Annotated in this window: 11 protein-coding genes; 3 read left to right on the forward strand and 8 right to left on the reverse strand. The window is 64.5% G+C overall.

Annotated elements, in window-relative coordinates; all coding sequences use genetic code 11:
* Nucleotides 1-42: 42 nt before the first annotated feature.
* The gene (locus RTP54_RS22550) at nucleotides 43-4,065 is read right to left on the reverse strand and encodes an AAA family ATPase (protein WP_312365857.1); all 4,023 of its coding nucleotides are present in this window, start codon (nucleotides 4,063-4,065) and stop codon (nucleotides 43-45) included.
* A 472-nt stretch (nucleotides 4,066-4,537) separates the two neighbouring features.
* On the opposite strand from RTP54_RS22550, the gene RTP54_RS22555 reads away from it, so the two are divergent.
* The gene (locus RTP54_RS22555) at nucleotides 4,538-10,321 is read left to right on the forward strand and encodes an alkaline phosphatase D family protein (protein ID WP_312365858.1); all 5,784 of its coding nucleotides are present in this window, start codon (nucleotides 4,538-4,540) and stop codon (nucleotides 10,319-10,321) included.
* Between the two features lie 35 nt (nucleotides 10,322-10,356).
* On the opposite strand, the gene RTP54_RS22560 is transcribed toward RTP54_RS22555, so the two are convergent.
* Complete coding sequence (locus tag RTP54_RS22560) at nucleotides 10,357-11,265, reverse strand: SDR family oxidoreductase (RefSeq protein ID WP_312365859.1); 909 nt, start codon at nucleotides 11,263-11,265, stop codon at nucleotides 10,357-10,359.
* A gap of 89 nt (nucleotides 11,266-11,354) precedes the next feature.
* Here RTP54_RS22560 and RTP54_RS22565 point away from each other — a divergent pair, with 89 nt between their 5' ends.
* The gene (locus tag RTP54_RS22565; protein WP_312365860.1) at nucleotides 11,355-11,939 is read left to right on the forward strand and encodes a TetR family transcriptional regulator; all 585 of its coding nucleotides are present in this window, start codon (nucleotides 11,355-11,357) and stop codon (nucleotides 11,937-11,939) included.
* 106 nt (nucleotides 11,940-12,045) lie between these two features.
* Nucleotides 12,046-13,068: a serine hydrolase gene (locus tag RTP54_RS22570; protein ID WP_312365861.1), complete on the forward strand. Its 1,023-nt coding sequence runs from the start codon at nucleotides 12,046-12,048 to the stop codon at nucleotides 13,066-13,068.
* 33 nt (nucleotides 13,069-13,101) lie between these two features.
* Here RTP54_RS22570 and RTP54_RS22575 read toward each other — a convergent pair whose 3' ends face one another.
* The 6 genes from RTP54_RS22575 to RTP54_RS22600 all read right to left on the reverse strand — a co-directional run bounded on the left by RTP54_RS22575 (nucleotide 13,102) and on the right by RTP54_RS22600 (nucleotide 20,025).
* Nucleotides 13,102-14,118, reverse strand: a complete 1,017-nt coding sequence (locus RTP54_RS22575) for a LacI family DNA-binding transcriptional regulator (protein WP_312365987.1) — start codon at nucleotides 14,116-14,118, stop codon at nucleotides 13,102-13,104.
* A 122-nt stretch (nucleotides 14,119-14,240) separates the two neighbouring features.
* The gene (locus RTP54_RS22580) at nucleotides 14,241-15,521 is read right to left on the reverse strand and encodes a D-tagatose-bisphosphate aldolase, class II, non-catalytic subunit (protein ID WP_312365862.1); all 1,281 of its coding nucleotides are present in this window, start codon (nucleotides 15,519-15,521) and stop codon (nucleotides 14,241-14,243) included.
* A gap of 5 nt (nucleotides 15,522-15,526) precedes the next feature.
* Nucleotides 15,527-16,468, reverse strand: a complete 942-nt coding sequence (locus tag RTP54_RS22585) for a sugar kinase (RefSeq protein WP_312365863.1) — start codon at nucleotides 16,466-16,468, stop codon at nucleotides 15,527-15,529.
* Nucleotides 16,469-16,487: 19 nt separating this feature from the next.
* On the reverse strand, nucleotides 16,488-17,450 hold the full coding sequence (locus tag RTP54_RS22590; RefSeq protein WP_112811154.1) for an ABC transporter permease: 963 nt from the start codon (nucleotides 17,448-17,450) through the stop codon (nucleotides 16,488-16,490).
* Entirely contained in the window at nucleotides 17,447-18,958 is a 1,512-nt protein-coding gene (locus RTP54_RS22595; protein WP_312365864.1) for a sugar ABC transporter ATP-binding protein, read from the reverse strand. Before RTP54_RS22595 ends, RTP54_RS22590 begins: the two co-directional genes overlap by 4 nt.
* 176 nt (nucleotides 18,959-19,134) lie before the next feature.
* Entirely contained in the window at nucleotides 19,135-20,025 is an 891-nt protein-coding gene (locus tag RTP54_RS22600) for a substrate-binding domain-containing protein (RefSeq protein ID WP_112811156.1), read from the reverse strand.
* Nucleotides 20,026-20,186 lie beyond the last annotated feature (161 nt).

Below are 20,186 nucleotides of genomic sequence, written 5' to 3' on the forward strand. Positions count from 1 at the left end.
ATCCGTCGAGACGGCGCTCCGTCGCGGGCCACCTGTTGCCGATCAGACAGTATCCTGCCGACGTCGGATCTCGGCGGCGATTGTCGCCTCGTCCTGCCTGAGGGAAAGACGTTTGGCAGCACCGAGCCCCTGCTTCCATGTCGATAGTGCGCGCTCCTTGCTGTCGTCGAGCCAATGGGCCAGGCCGCACCAAAGACCGTATTGCGCCGTGCCGACCGGAAAAACCCGGCAGTAACGGGCAAGCTCATGCAGCGCCCGGCGCTCCCAATGCCCCCATTGCTCGTACTCGCGCGAAAGGCCCGCTTCCCGTCCGCGAAACAGAACCTCGGCCACGCCTGAAATGCCGATCAGCGTGCTGTGGGAGGAGGGGCGGCGCATGGTGTGCAGCAGGCGAAGCGTATCGACGGCCGCCTCGACGCTCTCTGCGTGTCTGCCGACGCGCGCAAGCGCCAAGGCCAGCGCGCCGCGTGCAGAGATCTGTGCGGCCAGATCGACGGAGCCGTGCATGGCCGAGGTGATCAGCCGGAGCACCTCGACCGCTTCGCGCGGCCGATCCATGTGCAGCACGCATAGTGCCTTGCAGCGCAGCGCCCATATCTCCTGTTGAATGTTTCCGGCGTTTTGCGCGCGTGACAGAAGCGTCAGCGCCGTCGGCTCCAGCGCGCTCCAGTCTCCGCGGTAATAGAGCGACCAGAAGCGCATGCCCTGGGCATTGCACCAGCGCAGCTGATCTCCAGCCTTGAGGCTCAGATCCTGGGACTGGTCGAGGCGGCGATCGACCATCTGCCAGTCGCACTGGCCGATGCGCCACAGCGTGTCGAGATTGCAGACATGCGAGTGGATTGCCGGGTCGGCGATCTCGATCGCCACTCGCTCTGCTCTCGACATGAAATGGCGGCAGACGCGCTGCCAGCCCATCATGCCGAAACCACAGGCGAGTTGTGACGAGGCAACCGCGGCTTCGACGGAAGACCCGATGCGCTCGGCGTGGGTCACTGCGCCGATGAGGTTGCACATCCCGCGTGTGAAGCGCAGCTCGAAATAGTCGACCAGTGCCGCCTGGTTGAGGCACCGCGCCATTTCGCGCTCCCAGCGCAGGAGGTTTTTCTGCCGCGTCCTTTCGGGCGACGGCGGGAACATCTGTTGGTAGGCAAGGCGCGTTCCTCGGGCGAAGAGGCCGATCATCGTTGCACCTGTCGACGTCGGCACGGGTGCACCCGCCGCTCTCAGCGCACGGCGCACGGCGACGCCCTGGGCGTGGATATCGCCCCGGCTGTAATGCGCTTCGGCGAGCTGCCGCCGCCACCGAACGGCCTGCAGCCGTTGATCGTCGCTCCATGGTTGCTTTCGAGTCTCGTGGCTGAGGCAGATGCCGACAAAGGCCTCGACTTCGCGAAAGGCACCGATCTGCAGGGCGTTGGTCGCGGCGAGGTCGGCGTATTTCACCGCTTTCTCGGTGTTGCCAGCCGCTTCGAAATGCTGGACGAGGACGGCGGCATCGGCACCCGCCGTCTCCTTCCGTCCGGATTCCAACCAGGTGGCGAGCGCACCGTGAAGCCGGTTGCGCAGGTCGCCCGGGATCGATCCATAGACGACGTCGCGCGTCTGGTCGTGGCGAAAGGCGTAGTGTCCCGGCTGGTCCTCGGCACGCACCAGATGCGCCGCCACCAGCGTCTCGATTACCGCATGGACGCTCTCGCCATCGAGATCCGGCCCGACCAGGGCCTGCAGCTCCCTTGAGGTAAACGAGCGACCGACGACCGCGGCCGCCTTGATCACGTCCTGGCCCGATACTGTCAGACGGTCGAGACGCTCGCGGATGACGCGCTCGACGCCTTCGAAATAGCCGAGATCGTCGAGCGGGCGGATGGATCGCCAGAAACCGTCGCGAATGGCGATCAGCCCCTCGCTCTTCAACGTCAATGCGATCTCCTCGGCGAAGAACGGATTGCCGCCGGCAAGTTTCGAGATGCGGTGCGCCAGCTCGTCATGGGGCGGCGCGCTTCCGAGCGTTCGCGCCGCCAGCTTCCAGATCGATACGTCGCTCAGTTCGTCGAGTTCGAGGAACTGGCAGAAGCGGGCCGGATCGTCGCTCTGCGACGTTGCTCCCCCGAACCGGGCGATTTCGGCCCTGCGCCTGAGGTTTTTCACCTCCTGCGGGATCTCTTCGGAGCGGATGCAGAGGATGAGCAGCAGTGCGGTCTGCGATCCGAGCACCCATTCGACCAGCCGCCAGGAGGCCGAATCCAGCCATTGGCTGTCCTCTAGCACCAGCGTCAGCGGATGGGGAGCGGATACGGCGATGATGTCGCCCATCAGGCGCATGGTCGCGTCGGCGCGGTGCGCGCCGTCGAGGTGCCTGGTGCTTTCGTTCTGGGCGATGTCGATGGTCAGCACGTCGGCGAGCAAGGGCAGGCGCGCAAGAATGGCAGCGTCGTTGCGGACCCGGCTTTCAAGACGCTCGTAGAGGGTGGCGCCGTCGCTGTCGGGGGGCAGGCCGAAGAGGGTCTCGATGACCCGCCGCCAGGCCCATAGCGAGGTGCGTCGGTCGTCGCGCTCGGCGGGCGCCACGGCGACGACCGCTCCCTTTGCCCGCAGTTCGTCGGCAAAGGCGGTCACCAACCTGGTCTTGCCGATGCCGGGCTCGCCGAGCACCACGACAAGGCTGTTTGTCCCACCGCTGACGCTGGCAAACGTGGTTCTCAGAAACCGCAATTCGCGCTCGCGGCCGATGAGGCTTGCCGGCACGGAGGCCGGCTTGTGGCGCATCTGCGGGCGGAAGGCGGGTGCCATGTCGCCGAGCCCTTCCAGTTGCAACGCGCCACGCCGCTCGAACGCGAAGGTCGCGCGGCTTGCCCGCTCGGTCGGCGCGTCGCACAGCACGTCGTCTTCGGCGACCGCCATCAGCCGCGCGGCGCGATTGACCGGCGGGCCGAGCACCATCAGCTGTCGCCGCCGGGCGCTGCCGACGACGCGAAACAGCGCGTCTCCCGTCGCCACTCCGACCGATACCGACAGATCGAAGCGTTGCGCAGTGCGGCAGATGGCGCGCGCGGCGTCGACAGCGCGCTGAGGGTCGTCGCGATGAAAGGTGCCGCGAGCGCCGAAAGCCGCAATGAAAACGAGGCCCTTGTCGTCGAAGATGAGTTCACCGGGGGGGCCGCCCGCGGCGTGCAGGTCGGCCTGGAGCGAAATGCAGAGGTCATGATGGCGGGCAAGCGCCATGGGATCGCTGTGGTCGAGCCCGGCAATCCGCGCAAACAGCGCCGAAATCGGCCGAAGCTCGGCAAGCCTGTCGAGCCGGGTATCCGGTCTCGGGCCGGTGCCGTCATCATGTGCAAACCCATTGTGCGCCGGCGGCGAGACTTTTCCCGATGCCCGCACGATGTCCTGCAGTTGTAGAGGCAGGAAACCGGTCAGCCAATCGGTGTGCGATGCCGAAGGGAAAAAAGGCGCGTTGTGAAGTGCATCGTCAGCATCCGCGACGGAGACCGTCGAAATCGTCTGCGCGGCGGCGTCCGACAGCACATATTCCCAGCGCCGGGCCCGGGTCAGGGCGCGCGCGGCTTCAACGACGGCCTCGCCGCCAGCGATCAGATTCCAAATTGGCTGGCCACCGAGCGCGGCTGCCCACAGTTGTCCGGCCCCGACGCCGACATGGAGCGCAGGTCCGACTTCGTCTCCGTCCGGTCCTGCATTCCGGTTGCTGCAGATCGCTTCGGCACAATCGGCTGCCGATCGCACGGCGCGGCCGAGGCCGGCATCGCCGCCAGGCCAATAGGCAAGCAGGCTATCGCCTGAGAAGTACAGGACCTCGCCACCGCGCGTGCCGATCTGCTCGGCGCAGCGGGCATAGGAAAGCGACAGAAGTTTCGGGATCTGCTCGAGGCCTTCCTGTCCGCGCCGGGCCAGCTGTTCGACCAGCGCGGTGTAGCGCGACACATCCACAAATAGCACCGCCGCTGGAAACGCGACGGCTGCCGGGCGCTCGCCGTTGCTGCCATGGATCCGACCGAGCAGGTCCAGCGGCAGGAAACCTTCCAGGAACGGTTCGTTCTTGCCCATGAGTTCTGTCTCGCGGCTGCACAAAGATCAAGGAAGCGCCGACGTCCAGTTTGCTCATACGACGGGGTGAGGTGCCTACCACTTCTGGATTAGCGGCCCCCCTCTGACGTATCTGCAGACTTTCGCATATAATTCGCCCGGCGCTAAGAGGGGTCTCTCAACCTCAGTCGGAATAAGGCATGGGTCGAAAGGGCCGATGTGGCGTCATGCGTGAATGCACAACCCAAGGTTAAGTCCGGCATTTCCTGGTAGCGGCGTCTGAACCGGATGCGGCGCGTTGTCTGCCATTGAAAAAGCCCGGAAGACGAGGGTCTGCGACTGCAGCCGACTGCTATCTGGTGGAGAGCACGATGCGAAGCTGTGAGATCGGAAAATGCGCATTTCAATCTGCCGAACGATGCAGGCTGGCCCTGGATGAAGGGCGGCAGTGGACCGGTATCGCCTGGGGCGTTGCCTTGCTGCGGAGGCTTCCATGAGCAGCCTCGACACGGAATCGAAGACCGCCTGGATATCCCAGGGTTTCGAACGGCTGGTCGCGCGTGTCCGCCAGGCGCCGGCCAGCGTCCATTTTGATGTTCTGATCATCGGGAGCGGTTATGGCGGCGCCGTCGCCGCATCGACCTTCGCCGGACGGACACACGAGGGCAGGCAGATCGCGGTCGGCGTACTGGAGCGTGGGCGTGAATACCTGCCCGGCGCATTTCCGACCGGTCTCGGCGAATTGCCGCGCCACATTAGAAGCGACAGCAACAAGGATGGGCTGATCGACATCAGGATTGGCGCCGAGGTCGTCGCCGTCGTCGCCAATGGGGTGGGTGGCGGATCGCTGATCAATGCGGGTGTCATGGAAACGCCGCTGCCGAGCGTCTTCCGTCGGGGATGGCCAACCGCGCTCAAGGACCTCTCGACCTGGAAATCCTACTTCGACCGCGCCCGGGATCTTCTGGGTGGCACCATTCTCGGGGCTCCCAACACGATTGCCGACCATGTCGACGGCGTGCCGCAAAAATTCAGGTCCGTTCGCGCACTGGCCCCGGATGGCAATTTTCGCCCGGCGTCGATCACTGTCGCGATGCGCGACACGGTCAGTTCCGGCAACGTGCGCCTGAACAAGTGCGTGCGCTGCGGCGATTGCGCGACCGGTTGCAATGCCGGCGCCAAGAATTCGCTCGACGTCAACTTGCTTGTGCGCGCGAACGAACACGGCGCGGAGATTTTCAGCGGCGCTACCGTGCTCAACGTGGCACGCGACGGCGAGGCTGGCTGGATCGTCAACTGTGTCCACACGGACGCAAAGCTGCGCAAGCGCGATGGCGCAGTGGTGTCGATCAAGGCACGCAAGGTGGTGCTCGCAGCCGGCACACTCGGATCGAGCGAGATCCTCATGCGATCGCACAGTGCCGGCCTGCAGCTGTCGGACGGGGCCCTCGGCACGCGTTGTTCGACGAACGGCGACATGCTGGTTGCCGACTATGCGACAGCAGCCGAGGTCAATACGGTCGCCGACGAAACGATCAAGCCCTCGACGCGTGCCATCGGTCCGACGATCACGGGCATCATCGACCTGCGCGCCTCAGAAGGCGTCATGATCGAGGAAATGTCCGTGCCGGCGGGCCTGCGCGTTGCCTTCGCCGAGGTCTTTGCCACGCTCAACACGCTGCATAGCCTTTCCAGGCACGACGGCGCGCGCCATCGGCCAGGGTTTCCGGACGATGACATTTACGCCGTGCCGGCGGCGCGCATCGGGCACTCGGCGCTTTACGCCGTGATGGCCGATGACGGCGCGGCGGGGCGGATCGAACTCGACGGCGACCCGGTCGCCACCGGCCGCGATGGCATTGCCCGGATCCGGTGGGACAAGCTGCAGGGCCAGCCGGTCTTCGACAAGGAGGTCGAAGCGCTCGCGGCGCTGACGAAGGGCACGGGTGGTCGGCTCATTCCCAATCCGGTCTGGAAGTTGTTGCCTGCGGACCTCACCTGGTTGCTCAAGGATCAGCACGGACCGCTCGCGACCGTACATCCGCTCGGCGGCTGCGCCATGGCCGACAGCGGAGCGAACGGGGTGGTCGACCATCTCGGCCGGGTGTTCACGGCGACCGGCGCCGATACGGTATATGACGATCTCGTCGTGCTCGACGGATCGATCGTTCCAAGCGCCCTTGCGACGAACCCGGCCCTGACCATCGCCGCGATTGCGTTGCGGGCGGCCGAAACCCTGGCCGAGGCGTGGGATTACGCTGCGGCCGCGGCGCGGCCCGATGCCGCGCCTTTGGTTCGCCCGGTCTTTCGCGAGACCGATGTCGCTGCGCGGGCGCAGTCGAGCGCGGTTGAGATCACCGAGAGGCTTGTCGGCCCTGTCAGGCTGACGCCGTCACAGGGGGTGGAGGAAACCCGGATCGTCGAGTTGACCATGCGCTTCACGCCGACGACGCTTGCGCAGCTGACACCGAACACGGGCGGTCAGCCGATCCTGCGTGTCGCCACCGAACTGCCGGACCGGGCCATTCGCAGCCAGATCCGGATCTTTCCCCGCGATGTCTGGGAAAAGCTTGAAACGACCTGGCTGCCGCTGCATGTCAGGGAGCAGAAACTCGATGCCGCGGTGGAATTCAGCGCCCCGATCTCGGGCAACCTCCGGATTTTCGAGCGGCAGCAGAGTTCGGTGCTGCAGCGTGCGTGGCGCGCCGGCAAGGCCTGGACCCTGAACCGTGGGCTTCGCGATGCCTACCAGGCCATCGTTGACGGTGATGACGGTCCCGGTCCGTGGTCGCGGGTCAAGTCGGCCTTCGCGATCGCCAGCCGTTCCGGCGAAATCAGGACGCTGACCTATGACCTGACGATCGGGCCGCCGGATGTCGGTAGCAAGATCGCACTTACCGGCAACCGCATCGTCGGGACCAAGACCTTCACCTACGAGCGGCGCTGCAATCCCTGGCGGCAACTGATGGAGGTGACGCTCGACCGGTTTCCCGGCCTGAGCCCCGGGGCCACCGAGCGGCTGCTGAAACTCGATGTCGGCTATCTCGCGCGGATCGGCGTGCCCCTGTTCCGGATCGTCGATCAACGCGACGGCGCCAACACCATCGGCGACCTCCTGGCGTTCTTCGGTTTCGTGACGCGGCTTTTGCTTGGCCTGCATATCTGGAGTTTCCGTGCTCCCGACCAGGACCGGCGTCCGCGCGATGCGATCGTCAACAGGCTGCCGCCGGACACGCTCAAGCTGCCGGGCGGGGGATCGATCACCGCCGAACTGCACCGCGTCGCACTCGCGCCGGAAAGACCGGATGGCGGCGGCAACGACATTCCCGGCGAGGTGCGGCTCACGCGCTACCGCCATCCCAATACCAAGAAACGCCCGTTGGTGATGTTCCATGGCTATAGCGCCAGCGGCACGACGTTTGCCCATCATGCCGTCAACCCGAATTTCGCCAGTCATTTCTGGAACACCGGTCGCGACGTCTGGATTGCCGACTTGAGAACCAGCGCCGGCCAGCCGACGGCCACGGAGGCTTGGAGCTTCGACCAGATCGGCAATGTCGACGTGCCCGCGGCGCTGCGGACGGTGGCGGCGACGTCGCCCGACGGGACGGTCGATGTGATCGCCCATTGCATGGGCACCGTCGTCTTCAGCATTGCGGTCCTCAACGGCCACGCGGCGGGTCTCGTCAATCGCGCCGCATTCACCCAGGTCGGCCCGCTCGTCGTCTTCGCGCCGGCCAACATCTTCCGCGCCTATGTCGTGCGCTATCTCATCGACTTTCTGCCGGACAGCTACAGCTTCAACCCGAAGGATCCGACCCTTGCCGACGATCTTCTCGACCGGTTGTTGTCGACGCTGCCCTATCCGGTCGAGGAGTTCGATGTCGAGAATCCGCTCTGGCCGGCGAGACGAACGCCCTGGACCCGAACCCGGCATCGCATGGATGCGCTTTACGGGCGGGATTTCAACGTGCGCAACATGGAGCCGGAGATGTTGCGCTACATCGACGAGCATTTCGGCCCCCTCAGCCTGTCGACCGTGTCGTCGACGCTGCATTTCGTGCGCTATTCGACGATGACGGATTTTCACGGGCGCAACCGCCTCGTTTCGCGTCAGAACCTGGAAAAGCACTGGTCTTTCCCGACATTCAGCGTGCATGGAGCCGAAAACGGTCTGTCGCATGTCTCGACCGTCGATCGCATGCGCCAGATCTTTGGCGATGCCGGCCGCAACTACCGGCCGCCCTTCGTCAATCCGGGCGCCGGGCACCAGGATGCGCTGGTCGGAACGACGCGCCATGCGACCCTGCAGCAGATCCAGCAGTTCCTCGATGCCGACATTGCTCCGGGCAAGCTCAGGGCCGATAGCGACAAGGTCGTCTATCCGCCGTGGATCGGACCCATCCTGACCGAAGAGCGCCCGAAGACACCGGCGCTGGTGATCCGTCTGGGGTCGGCGCCATCGCACCGGGCGACGGAAGCAGCGCTCCTGCTTCGGGTCAAGCTGGTCGGCGATCGCATTCGTCGTCCGGATGATCCGGCATTGCCCTGGGATACGGCCTACCTTCTGGAGCACCTGGTCGCCTATACCTCCCGGGCGCTCGAAGAGGAAGGCTGGGATACCTTCGAGGTCCCGCTGTTGGCGCGCATGCCTGGCAAACCCGACGCGGATCGCGGCAATGCGCTTCTGGTCCTGCTTGCCTATGACGAGGACGCCGCGCTGGCGGCGCCGGATCTGGAACACGAAGAACCACCACCGCCACTAGAACCTGTCGCAGTGCCGCCGCCGGTGATCGTGCTGCGCGAGGCCGCCGCTCCCCCTGGCCCTGGCCCTGGGCCCGGCGGAGGCGTGGCCGGCGGCTTGCTCCTGCCCACCTTCGACTTCGACCAGCATCTGACGCGGCCCGGTCGCGTGGCGGACGGGCCGGCCTATGGCTACTTCGTTGCCGACATGGCCGAGAGGCGGATGCGGCGGCTGGATCCGACAGGCGCTGGCGATGCGACGAGCACGCAGGCGGTCGCCTTCGCCTTCGGCCGGTTTGAAAAGATGGCCGTCGCGGTCGAACGGGCACTCGTCTTCCCCCCGCCGAACGCCCGGCGCCAGGCGTTCATGCAGGCGGGCGCGCCGCCGGTCGTCGAGCAGGATTTCGACCTCAGGGACGGCGTCATTCCCTATGATCCGCCGCTGCGGCCGGCTCTGGAGCCGGTGGCGAAAGGCACCAGCTTTACATTGTCGTCATGCCAGTATCCGGCCGGATTCCTCGACGAGGCCGTCGCCTACCGCTCCTATGGCCGCATCGGCGAACGGCTGGAAGGCGGCGCCGGCATCAAGCCGGATTTCGCGGTTTTCGTGGGCGACCAGGTCTATGTCGATCCGACGGCGGGGCTTTATGACCCGACCCGCCGCGACGACCGGTACCGGCTGCCCTATGAGGCCTGGCTCAGCCAGAAAAGCGTGCGCAACGTGCTCAGGCAAATCCCGTCCTTCATGCTGCTCGACGATCATGAGATCGACAACAATTGGGAACCGATCTCTGACCCCGACGACGCTGCCAATGCCGAGCAGGCGACGCGTGGCATCGATGCCTATTGCAAGTATCAGCGTGGCATGCACCCCGAGCTGGACATGTTCGATTTCGACGGCTTCCACTTCTTCATGCTCGATACCCGGACCCGGCGCAGCCATCGGATGGTGGGCGACTGTCTGAAGACGGCGACGATGGTCGCGCCGGAGACGATGGAGCGCCTGAAGCTATGGCTTCTGCTGGCGCCCGGTCCGAAATTCGTACTGTCGCCGGTTATGCTGCTGCCGCGCCACCGGCGCGCCATCCAGCGTGACAGCAGCCTCTCATGGACGAACCTCAGCGCGCTGCATTCAGACGGCTGGGACGGCTATCCCAACACGCTTCGCGAGGTGCTTGCCTATATCGCCGACAACCGGATCGAGCACGTGGTGTTTCTGTCGGGCGACGAGCATCGGGCTTGCCTTGCCAAGGTCGACCTGTGCGGCGAGGACGGCGCCGTCACGCGGCTCCACTCGATCCACACGGCGGCGATGTTTGCTCCCTATCCCTTCGCCAACGGCATCGATGAGGAGATCGTCGACAGCGAGACGATCGAGATCCAGTCCGATGGCCGGGCCTATCGCTGCATTGTCAACGCAACGCGCCCGGCGCCCGGCGACGGGCCGACGTTTCTTTGCGTCCGGTCCGCAGGCAGCGGCTGGGAACTCGATTGCGAATTCGGCGATGGCGCGGTGCAGACGGTGACGATCTGACGGGTGCGACCGCCAGGTGGCAACGAGGCCACGTTTCAGCGATATCCCGTCGCATCGGCCGGCTTGTCCGGCTCCATCACCTCGCGCATGTAGCGCCAGCAGTCGGGACGCGATCCGTCGATGTCGGTGAAGCCATAGTCCTTGGCAACGCCGCCACTCGACAGCGACTGCCCATTCCACCGCGCCTTGTTCGGGTCGGCGGCAAGTGCGGCGATGGCGCGGCCGACGAAGCGCGGGCTTTCGGAAATGACGAAATGCGGTTGATCCCTGGCAGCGTCCCGCCAGGTCGCTTCCGTGACGTTGAAATGCTCCAGCATCATCTCCGAGCGCATCCATCCCGGCGTGATCGACAGCGCCGTGGCGCCGTGCGGCTCCAGGTCCTTGGCGTGCGCCCAGGCCATGCGGTTGGCGGCGACCTTGGCAAGATCGTAGAACGGCGACAGCCTGTAGTGGTCGGCATTGTATTCAGCCGTCCCGTCCGTCACCTCGACCAGCAGCCCGCCCGGATTTTCGATCATCAGCGGCAGCGCATGGTGGGCTGTGATCAGATGGGTGTCGATGGCGAGCCGCAGCAGCTTCAGGCCGTTGTCGAGGTCATGGTCCCACACCGGCTTGTTCCATTCGAACAGGTTTTCGCCACCCCAGATGTCGTTGACGAGAATGTCGAGCCGGCCCTGTTCCTGCCGGATGCGCTCGACCAGCGCCTTGACCTCGGCCGGTTGCAGGTGGTCGACCTGCACGGAGATGCCTTCGCCACCAAGATTGGTGACCAGTTCCGCAGTTTCCTCGATCGTTTCCGGGCGCGCGTAGTCCGATTGTCGGGTTCTGGTCGTGCGACCGGTGACATAGACCGTTGCGCCGGCCGCACCGAGTTCGGCGGCGATGCCGCGGCCACCGCCGCGCGTTGCACCCGCCACCAGTGCGATTTTTCCGCGAAGCATCATATTTTCCTCCATTGGTGATCCCTGCCATCTGGTGCCGGCTGGCGCTTTCACATATATAAACGATTGTTCGGTTATTAATGAGAGTCAAGATGCCCCGTCCAAAAACCATGCCCGACGAAGATGTGCTGGCCGCCGCTCTGGCAATCCTGCATGTGAGCGGTCCGGAGGGGCTGACCTTTGCAGCGCTTGCCGGCCGCACGGGGCTCTCCGCCTCGACCCTGGTCCAGCGGTTCGAAAACAAGCAGACCCTGCTTCAGCGCGCGCTTCTGCAGGCCTGGGACGGTTTGGACCGGCTGACTTCAGAGCTTTCGGCGGCGCTGCCGAAGACGCCGGAAGGTGCTGTCGACCTGCTTGTCGGCCTGTCCGGCGATTATGGTGGCATCGAAAGCTACGCTGACGGGTTGCGGATCCTGCGCGAGGATCTGCGCGACCCGGTGCTTCGCGCCCGTGGCGTGTTGTGGCGCGACGCGCTCGCCAAAGCGCTGGATGAACGCGTCGGCGGCCGGTCGGGGCAGATCGACGGGACGGGTCTGCTGATGGCATCCCACTGGCAGGGCGCGCTTTTATGGTGGAGTTTCGATCCGCAGGTTTCGGTCGCCGATTTCGTCCGCCAGAGCCTCAACCGTTTCGTGTCGATGCTGGCGTTGGACACCTTCGCTCCGCGGGGATCGTAGAATTTGGCCTAGGGGCGGCAGCCGGAGCGCTCACTCGGCTTCAAATCCGCGTGACATCGGCAGTCGCCCCATGACGCCGACACGCATACGGCCTAAATCGGACGGCATGATCAAAATTGCTGCCGCCTTGCTTTCGCTGCTGTTGATGTGCTCCCTGGCCAACGCGCAGGATCGGCCGCCGCTTCCGGCCCTGCTGGACGGATTTGCCGGGCGTGACGACCTGACGCCGCTGAAGACGGTGATTGTTTCCCGCTCCGGCGTGGTCGTCGCCGAGCGGGGCTACCGGGGCAATCGCCCGTCCGATAGCACCAACATCAAGTCCGCCTCCAAGTCGATCGTATCGGCCCTCGTCGGCATCGCGATCGACAAGGGGCTACTTGAGGGACCGGATCAGAAAATCGCGCCACTTCTTGCGGTCGAGCTACCGGCTTCGCCCGACCCGCGGCTGCAGGAGGTCACCATCGGCTATCTTCTGTCGATGCAGGCCGGCCTCGGGCGCCTGTCCGGGCCCAATTACGGCCGCTGGGTCGCCAGCCGCAACTGGGTCCGCTTCGCGCTGGCGCAACCGTTCGACGATGTTCCCGGCGGGCAGATGCTCTATTCGACAGCTTCCACGCACCTGCTCTCGGCAATCCTGACCAAGGTCAGCGGCCGCTCGACGCTGGCCCTTGCCCGCGAATGGTTGGGCCCGGTCAACGGCTTTCGCATCAATGCCTGGGACCGTGATCCGCAAGGCATCTATCTCGGCGGCAACCAGATGGCGATGAGCGCGCGATCGCTGCTGGCCTTCGGCGAGGTCTACCGCAATGGCGGCAAGACAGCCGACGGAAAGCAGGTGGTCTCGGCGCAATGGGTGGCACAGTCCTGGCAACCGCGCACCAATTCGCGCTTCTCCGGCGACATCTATGGCTATGGCTGGTTTCAGCGCGAGATCGCCGGCGAGACCGTGCACTTCGCCTGGGGCTATGGCGGCCAGATGCTGTACATCGTGCCGGCGCTGGAGCTCACCGTGGTGATGACCTCGCAGGAGAGCGGCCCGTCGGCACGTACCGGCTACCGCGACGCCCTGCACCTTCTGCTCGGCGACATCATCGACACGGTAAAGGCCGCGCCGCGCCTCGGCGAATGAGGCGAGGGCCCGGAGCGTTGGGCCGGCGTAAACCTAGGCCGAGCCGCGCAGCATGATCTCGGCGCTGAGCAGGATGCGCTCGTCGGCCGGAAAGGCCTGGCCGTCATTGTCCGTTTCACCGAGCTTGTAGAGCAGGAGTTCGATCGCCAGCCGGCCGATCTCGTTGTAGTTCTGCGCCACCGTCGTCAACGGTGGGCAGGTGTAGCGCGACAGCGGATGATCGTCGTGGCCGGCGACCCGCAGGTCGCTGTCGGCCTCCCGGCCGACCTTGACACCCGACTGGAAGGCGGCCGCGATGACGCCGAAGGCGACGCGATCGTTGGCGCACAGCACCGTCTTCGTCGGAAAGCCGCCTTGGCCGAGAATGCGCAGCGTTTCGTCGTATCCGAATTTTTCGAAGTCCCAGGAAGCATTGGGTGCGGTCGGCACGATGGCAGGATCCATCTTCAGCTGCTGCATCGCCTCCTGGTAGGCGTTCAGTCGGGCGAGCGCATTGTTGTTGACCGGCGGCATGCCGAAGTAGCAGGGCGGCGCGCCGGAGCGGCAGAGATAGTCGACCATCAGCTTGAAGCTCTGCCGGTTGTCGGTACCGACGAAGGAGGAGCTGCCGTCGAGCGGCGAGTCCACATAGACGAGCGGAATGCTCTCGCCGAGCGAGGTCAGCTTATGGTGATGCGACTGGACGCCGAGCGGCGCGATGATCGCGCCCGCGACGTTCATCGACTTGAAGGTCTCGATCGCACGTTCTTCCATCTCCGGCTTGCCGTCGGAGGACAGCACGAAGGCGAGAAAGCCTGCCTGGTTGGCGATATGCTCGATCCGCCGCGTCAGCGCCATGTAGAAAGGGTCGGTCGAGTTGGGAACGATGACGCCAAGAATATTGGTTCGCCGCCGGTTGAGATTGACGGCGAAGATATTCGGCCGGAAGCCCGATTGCTTGATCGCAGCCTCGATGGCGTCACGGGTCTTCTTGCGAACCGAAGTCGGATCGTTGAAGTATTTGGAGACCGTGGGGCGCGACAAACCGACGAACTCCGAAAAATCCTCCATCGTCTTGATTTGTCTGTCCACGGTCGAAGCGCCCCCATTCTTCTTTTGGGTTTCGTTTATAGATTTATTTCCGAGGGATAGGCAGTGTCGACTGCGAAATATTCACGGGATCAACGGCCGGCCTATCCTTTGCAGGCGGCGAAGTAATCCTCCAGAACCGCGTCGACGGCGGCGATCGCCAGTGCCTTTGCTTGCGGCGCGACCCGCCCGTCCCGGACGCGCTCATAACTGCCTGCGAGATACTGGCTGATCAGTGTCTCCGGGATGGTGACGCCATCGAGCAACCGCAAGAGCTCGTCGACCGCTGTCGCGACCTTCGGATGCGGCCAGTAGTAGCGGATGCGGTCGCTATAGGAGAAATGGCGCTGGAGGCGCAAAGCCTCCGGCGAACCGTGATAATACTTGCCCCAGTTGGCCGGTTCCTCGCGCATCACCTCTTCGGTGATTTCAGCCAGGCTCTTTGCGCGTGCACCCGGAAACAGGAACGCGGCGATCTGGTCGAGGCCGTATAGCGCTTCCCGCAGGGCGAAGGTCAGGCCGGGGCCGACCTTGAGGATGGCGAAGCCATCGGCGACGAGCGCGCGAAGCGCATCCTGGGTCTGGTAGTCGGTGGAATGCGCTTCGAAGACGAGGCCGTCGAGTTTAGTCAGGCTGTGGCTGAGCGCCGCCGCCTTCGGCCTGTCATAGGGGATGACGTTCTCGTTGCCGAATTCGACACCCGGCTGAACCACGGCTCCGACGACCCGCGAAAATGCCGCCTCGGCACCCGCGTCGCCGAAGGCCTTGCGATGAATATCGACGGTTTCGACGGCCGCGTCGGGTGCGGTGACCTCGAGCTCGTCCAGTTCCTCCAGCGCGCCGCCGGGGACCGGAACCTCGGTGCCGATAATATAGACCGGAGCGGTGCCGTCGCGTCCGCGGATCGCGTCTTCGGCGGCTGCGGCAAGCCGTGCCGCGCGTAATGCCGTGATCGCATCGGGAAGGGCGACAGGCTCGCCCGCGCAGCCCATGCTGGTGTCGAGATGCAATTTCGTGAAGCCGGCCTGCGCATAGGCGCGGATCATCGCCTCGGCCTTCGCCATCGCCTCATCGGCCGGCAGGTTCTTCCATGGGTTTGGGCCGAGATGGTCGCCGCCGAGGATGATGTTTTCGACCGGAAAGCCGGTCTTTCCCGCAATTTCCCCGACGAAGCCGGTGAAGTCGGCCGGCGTCATGCCGGTGTAGCCGCCGTCCTGATTGACCTGGTTGCAGGTCGCCTCGATCAGGAGATGGGTGCCTTCCTTCAGGGCGCGCAGCATCGCCGCCTCGATGACCAGCGGATGTGCAGAGCAGATCGAGGGAATGCCGCGCAGGCCCGGACGGTCGCGCCACTTGGCGATATCGATCAGATAATTCGGTTTCATGGGCTTCAATCCTTTCGCGCACTGATGAAGGCCTTGAGCTCCACCCTCGTGGATGCCCCCTCCATCGGGCCTGAGATCATCACGGCGCGGGCGCCGGAGGCGTTGGCGAGTTCGAGGGCTTCGCGAGGAGACGCATCGTTCAGCCATGAGGTGACGAAGGTGGCGCCGAAGCAGTCGCCCGCGCCGGTCGGATCGATCTCGTCGACGGCAAAGCCGGGCAGGGTGAAGGACGTTTGCGCATCGAAGTAGCTGGCGCCGTCGGCGCCACGCTTGACGACGACCACCTTGATGCCGGAGGCAAGGAGTTCCGCGATAGCGTCCGCCTCGGTTTTGGCCGCGGTGAACAGGAAGAGTTCGGCGCCGCTCGGCAGGAAGACGTCAGTCTTGGCGAGCACCGTCCTTAGCGCTTCGCGCATTCCCGGGCTTTCAAGGATTTCGGCGCGCAGATTGGGGTCGAAGGACACGGTGCCGCCGGCGGCCTTGACGATGTCGATCGCCGAAAGAATGCTTTCGACCACGCTCGGCGCGTAGAGCGAAGATCCCATCACATGCAGGTGACTGCAGCCGCGAACGAGCGCCATCGCCTTGTCGTCGAGGCGAATGGTGCCGCAGGCGCTGTCGCGGATGTTGAAGACGAAGGCGCGGCTGCCGTCTTCGCGGTAGCGAACGAAGGCGCTGCCGGTGGTGGCCAGCGGATCGACGGCGATGCCGGAGATATCGACGCCGTCGGCCTCAAGTCGGGCGAGGTTGACATGGCCGAAATCGTCGCCGCCGACACGCGAAATGATCGCGCTTGCCTGGCCGAGTTTGCCGACCTGATCGATGAAGATGGCAGGCGCGCCGGATGGGAAGGGGCCGACCAGCGGTGTCGCCTGGCGGAAGCCGTCGCCCTTTTCGGTGGCGATGATTTCGACGAGAATCTCGCCGATCGTGAGTATCTTGTGCATGGATGTCACTCGTGTCGGCTCAGCGCTTTGCCTGCTTGGCGCGCACGTCGAGCCAAACGGCGACAAGGATCACGAGGCCCTTGACGATGAGCTGGTAGAAATAGGGGACGGACAGCATGTTCATGCCGTTGTTCATCACGCCGATGATGAGCGCGCCGATGAGCGTGCCGACCATGGTGCCGACGCCGCCGGCAAGCGAGGTTCCGCCGAGGACGGCCGCGGCGATGGCGTCGAGCTCGTAGCTCATGCCGGCATTGGTCTGGGCGGAGAAGAGCCGGGAGGAAAGAAGCACGCCGCTGATCGCCGCCATCACGCCCGAGATCATGAAGATGATGATCTTGAGGCGATCGACCTTGATGCCCGAATAGATAGCCGCTTCGCGGTTGCCGCCGGTGAGGTAAGCACGGCGCCCGAAGCTGGTCTTGCTGAGCACGATCTGATTGATGACGAAGAGCACGGCAACGACCCAGATGATGATCGGCAGGCCGAGGAAACCTTCGGTGCCGATCGCCGTCCATGTCGAATTGTCGATCATCGCCGGCGCGCCGTTGGTCGGCAGGCTGACGAGGCCACGATAGATGCCCATGGTGGCAACGGTGACGATGAAACTCGGTAGCAGCAGCTTTGCCGTCAGGACGCCGTTGAGCATCCCCATCAGCGCGCCCGCCAGGATCGTCACCGCAAGCGCCGGGCCGAAGCCGAGCCCGAAGGCGAAACATTGTGCCCCGACCATGCCCGCGACCGCGATGATCGAGCCGACCGAAAGATCGATCTCGCCGAGCAGGATCACCCAGGTCATGCCGAAGGCGGCAATCGCGATCACGGCCACCTGCTGCAGGATGTTCATGAAGTTGACGACCGACATGAAGCGGGGATTGAGGAAGGAAAAGATGACGCAGAGCATCACCAGCGAAAGAAGGATGCCGCCATATTGCTTCATTGCCCTGACGAGGGCGGCCTGGGCTGCAGTTTGCTGGGTCATGATTGGAAACCTGTCGCGTGCGCCATGATCGTTTCGGGAGTGAGGTCGGTGCCGGAGAGGGTCGCGCCGATGACGCCCTCATGCATGACGACGACGCGGTCGCTCATGCCGAGCACTTCCGGCAGCTCGGAGGAGATGAGAAGGATCGCCGTGCCTTCGGCCGCCAGCTGGCGGATTATCTTGTAGATTTCGAATTTCGCGCCGACATCGACGCCACGGGTCGGCTCGTCGAGGATCAGCACCTTCGGCCGGGTCAAAAGCCATTTCGCCAGCACGATCTTTTGCTGGTTGCCGCCGCTGAGGGCGCCGGCCGGCGTATCGAGCGAGTGCGTCTTGATCGCCAACCGGCCGACTTCGGCAGCGGCCGCCTTGCGCTCGGCGCCACCGCGGGTAAAGCCGAAGGGGCCGGTGAAATCGGGAAGCGCGGCCATGGAGATGTTCCATCCGACGCTGTGGCCGAGCACCAGGCCCTCTTCCTTGCGGTTCTCGGTGACGAAACCGATGCCGCGGGCAATCGCTTCGGCCGGCGAGCGGAAGCGCACGTCCTTGCCGTCGAGCCGCACCACACCCTCGGCATTCTTCATGCCGAACAGCGCATTCATGACCTCCGAGCGGCCGGAACCGACCAGCCCGAAGAAGCCGAGGATCTCACCCGCGCCGACCGCAAAGGAAATATCGGCGAATTCGCCTTGGCGTGTCAGGTTCTCAACGGCGAGCATTGGCGCGCCCTGCGTCGAGCGTTCATGGCTCGGCGGCGGATAGATCTCCTCCATCCGGCGTCCGACCATGAGCGCGATCAGCGCCTCGATGGTGACGTCGTTGCGGTCATGGGTGGAGACGTATTCGCCGTCGCGGATGACGGTGATGTCGTCGCTGAGCCGCATGATCTCTTCCATGCGGTGGGAAATGTAGATGACGGCAACGCCGCGGCTTTTCAGCCGGCCGATGATATCGAACAGGATCTCGGCCTCGCTGTCGCTGAGCGACGAGGTCGGCTCGTCTAGAATGACGACCTTGGCTTCGTGGCTGAGGCCCTTGGCGATCTCGACCAGCTGTCGCTGCGCGATCGAGAGATTGCCGACCTTCTCGGTGACGTCGATGGGCAGGCCGAGGTCGGCGACGATCGCCTTTGCCCTGGTCACGAGCGCCTTGTCGTTGATGAAGCCGAATGAGCGCGGCTCGCGGGTCGCAAGGATGTTCTCCGCCACCGTCAGGTTGTTGCAGAGGCTCAGTTCCTGAAAGACGATCGCAAGCCCGAGGGCGGAGGCCTGCTGCGGGTTTGCCGGGCGGTAGGGCTGGCCGTCGAGGGTAATCTCGCCTGACGTCGCGTTGTGTACGCCGGCAAGGATTTTCATCAGTGTCGATTTGCCGGCGCCGTTTTCACCGAGCAGCGTGTGCACGCGTCCACGGCGCACATCGAGCCGCATGCTCTTCAGCGCCGCGACCTGCCCGAAGGATTTGGTGACATTGCTGATCTTGAGAACGGTGTCCGTGGTCGAACCATGCATGGCGGCCTCCTTGGATCGCGCCGAAAAGCATCTCCGGCGTTGCCGCGCCCTGGCGTCTCGCAAGACGGACAAAGGTGCAGCGACACTCTGGATTGCCGCATGTTTCATGCCGCAGGCCGGAGACGTTCGCGTAGGGGTGCCGCCGCCTTTCGGGCGGCGGCTGTCCTTGGGAGGACTTACTTCGCGGTGTAGACGCCGGGAACGATCGGCTGTTCGGCCGGGACCTGTTCGCCGGCGGCGACCTTGACGGCGGTGTCGACCGCCTGCTTGCCCATCTGGTCCGGGAACTGCTGGATCACGCCGACCATGACAGGGTTGGTATCAACCGCGTCGCGGGCTTCCTTCATGCCGTCGAAGCCGATGACCTTGACCTGGGCTTCGAGGCCAGCGGCCTTGACGGCAACGGCTGCGGCGAGTGCTGCATCATCGCCGAAACCGAAAATGCCGGTGATGTCGGGGTTGGCCTGCAGCATGTTCTGCGCGGCCGCAAGGGCTTCCGCGCGGGTGATACCGGTCTGGATCGCGACGATTTCCATGTCGGGATGCTTGGCGATCGCTTCCTTGAAGCCGTTGACGCGGTTCACCACCGACTGGACCGTCGGATAATCGATGACGGCGACCTTGCCCTTGTTGTCGAGGACCTTGGCCATCAGTTCGCCGGCCTTGACGCCGCCGGTGAAGTTGTCGGTGCCGATATGCGAGGTGACGGTCGCGCCGTTGGCCGGCACGTCGACGGTGATCACCTTGATGCCGGCCTTCTCGGCCTTTTCGATCGCGGCGCGCACGCCCTGGCTATCGACCGGCGAGATGACGATGACGTCGACGCCCTTGACGATGAAGTCTTCCACATCGGCGAGCTGCTTGTTGAGGTCCTGGTTGGCGATCGCAACTTCAAGCGCGACGTTCTTTTCCTTGGCTTCGGCTTTCATGGCGTCGGCAAGCTCGATGTAGAACGGATGCTGCTGGGTGAGAAGCGACGCGCCGATGCCTTCGGCCGATGCTGCCGATGCGATCAGGGTCAGTGCGGTGCCGGCGACGAGCGCTTTCAGAATACGGGGCATGTTCATGGGTTTCCTCCCTGGAAACGACGTGGGCCTTTGGTCGTGGCGGCCAAGCAGGAGGGCCCTCCCATCACCGTCTTGGCGATGGTGTAAAAACCACAAAACTTTTCGCGCGTCAATTTTTAAAATTACGCGATATAATTACTAACAGCGCAGCGCGAAAAATA

Source organism: Ensifer sp., from assembly GCF_031989085.1.
Classification (GTDB): domain Bacteria; phylum Pseudomonadota; class Alphaproteobacteria; order Rhizobiales; family Rhizobiaceae; genus Ensifer.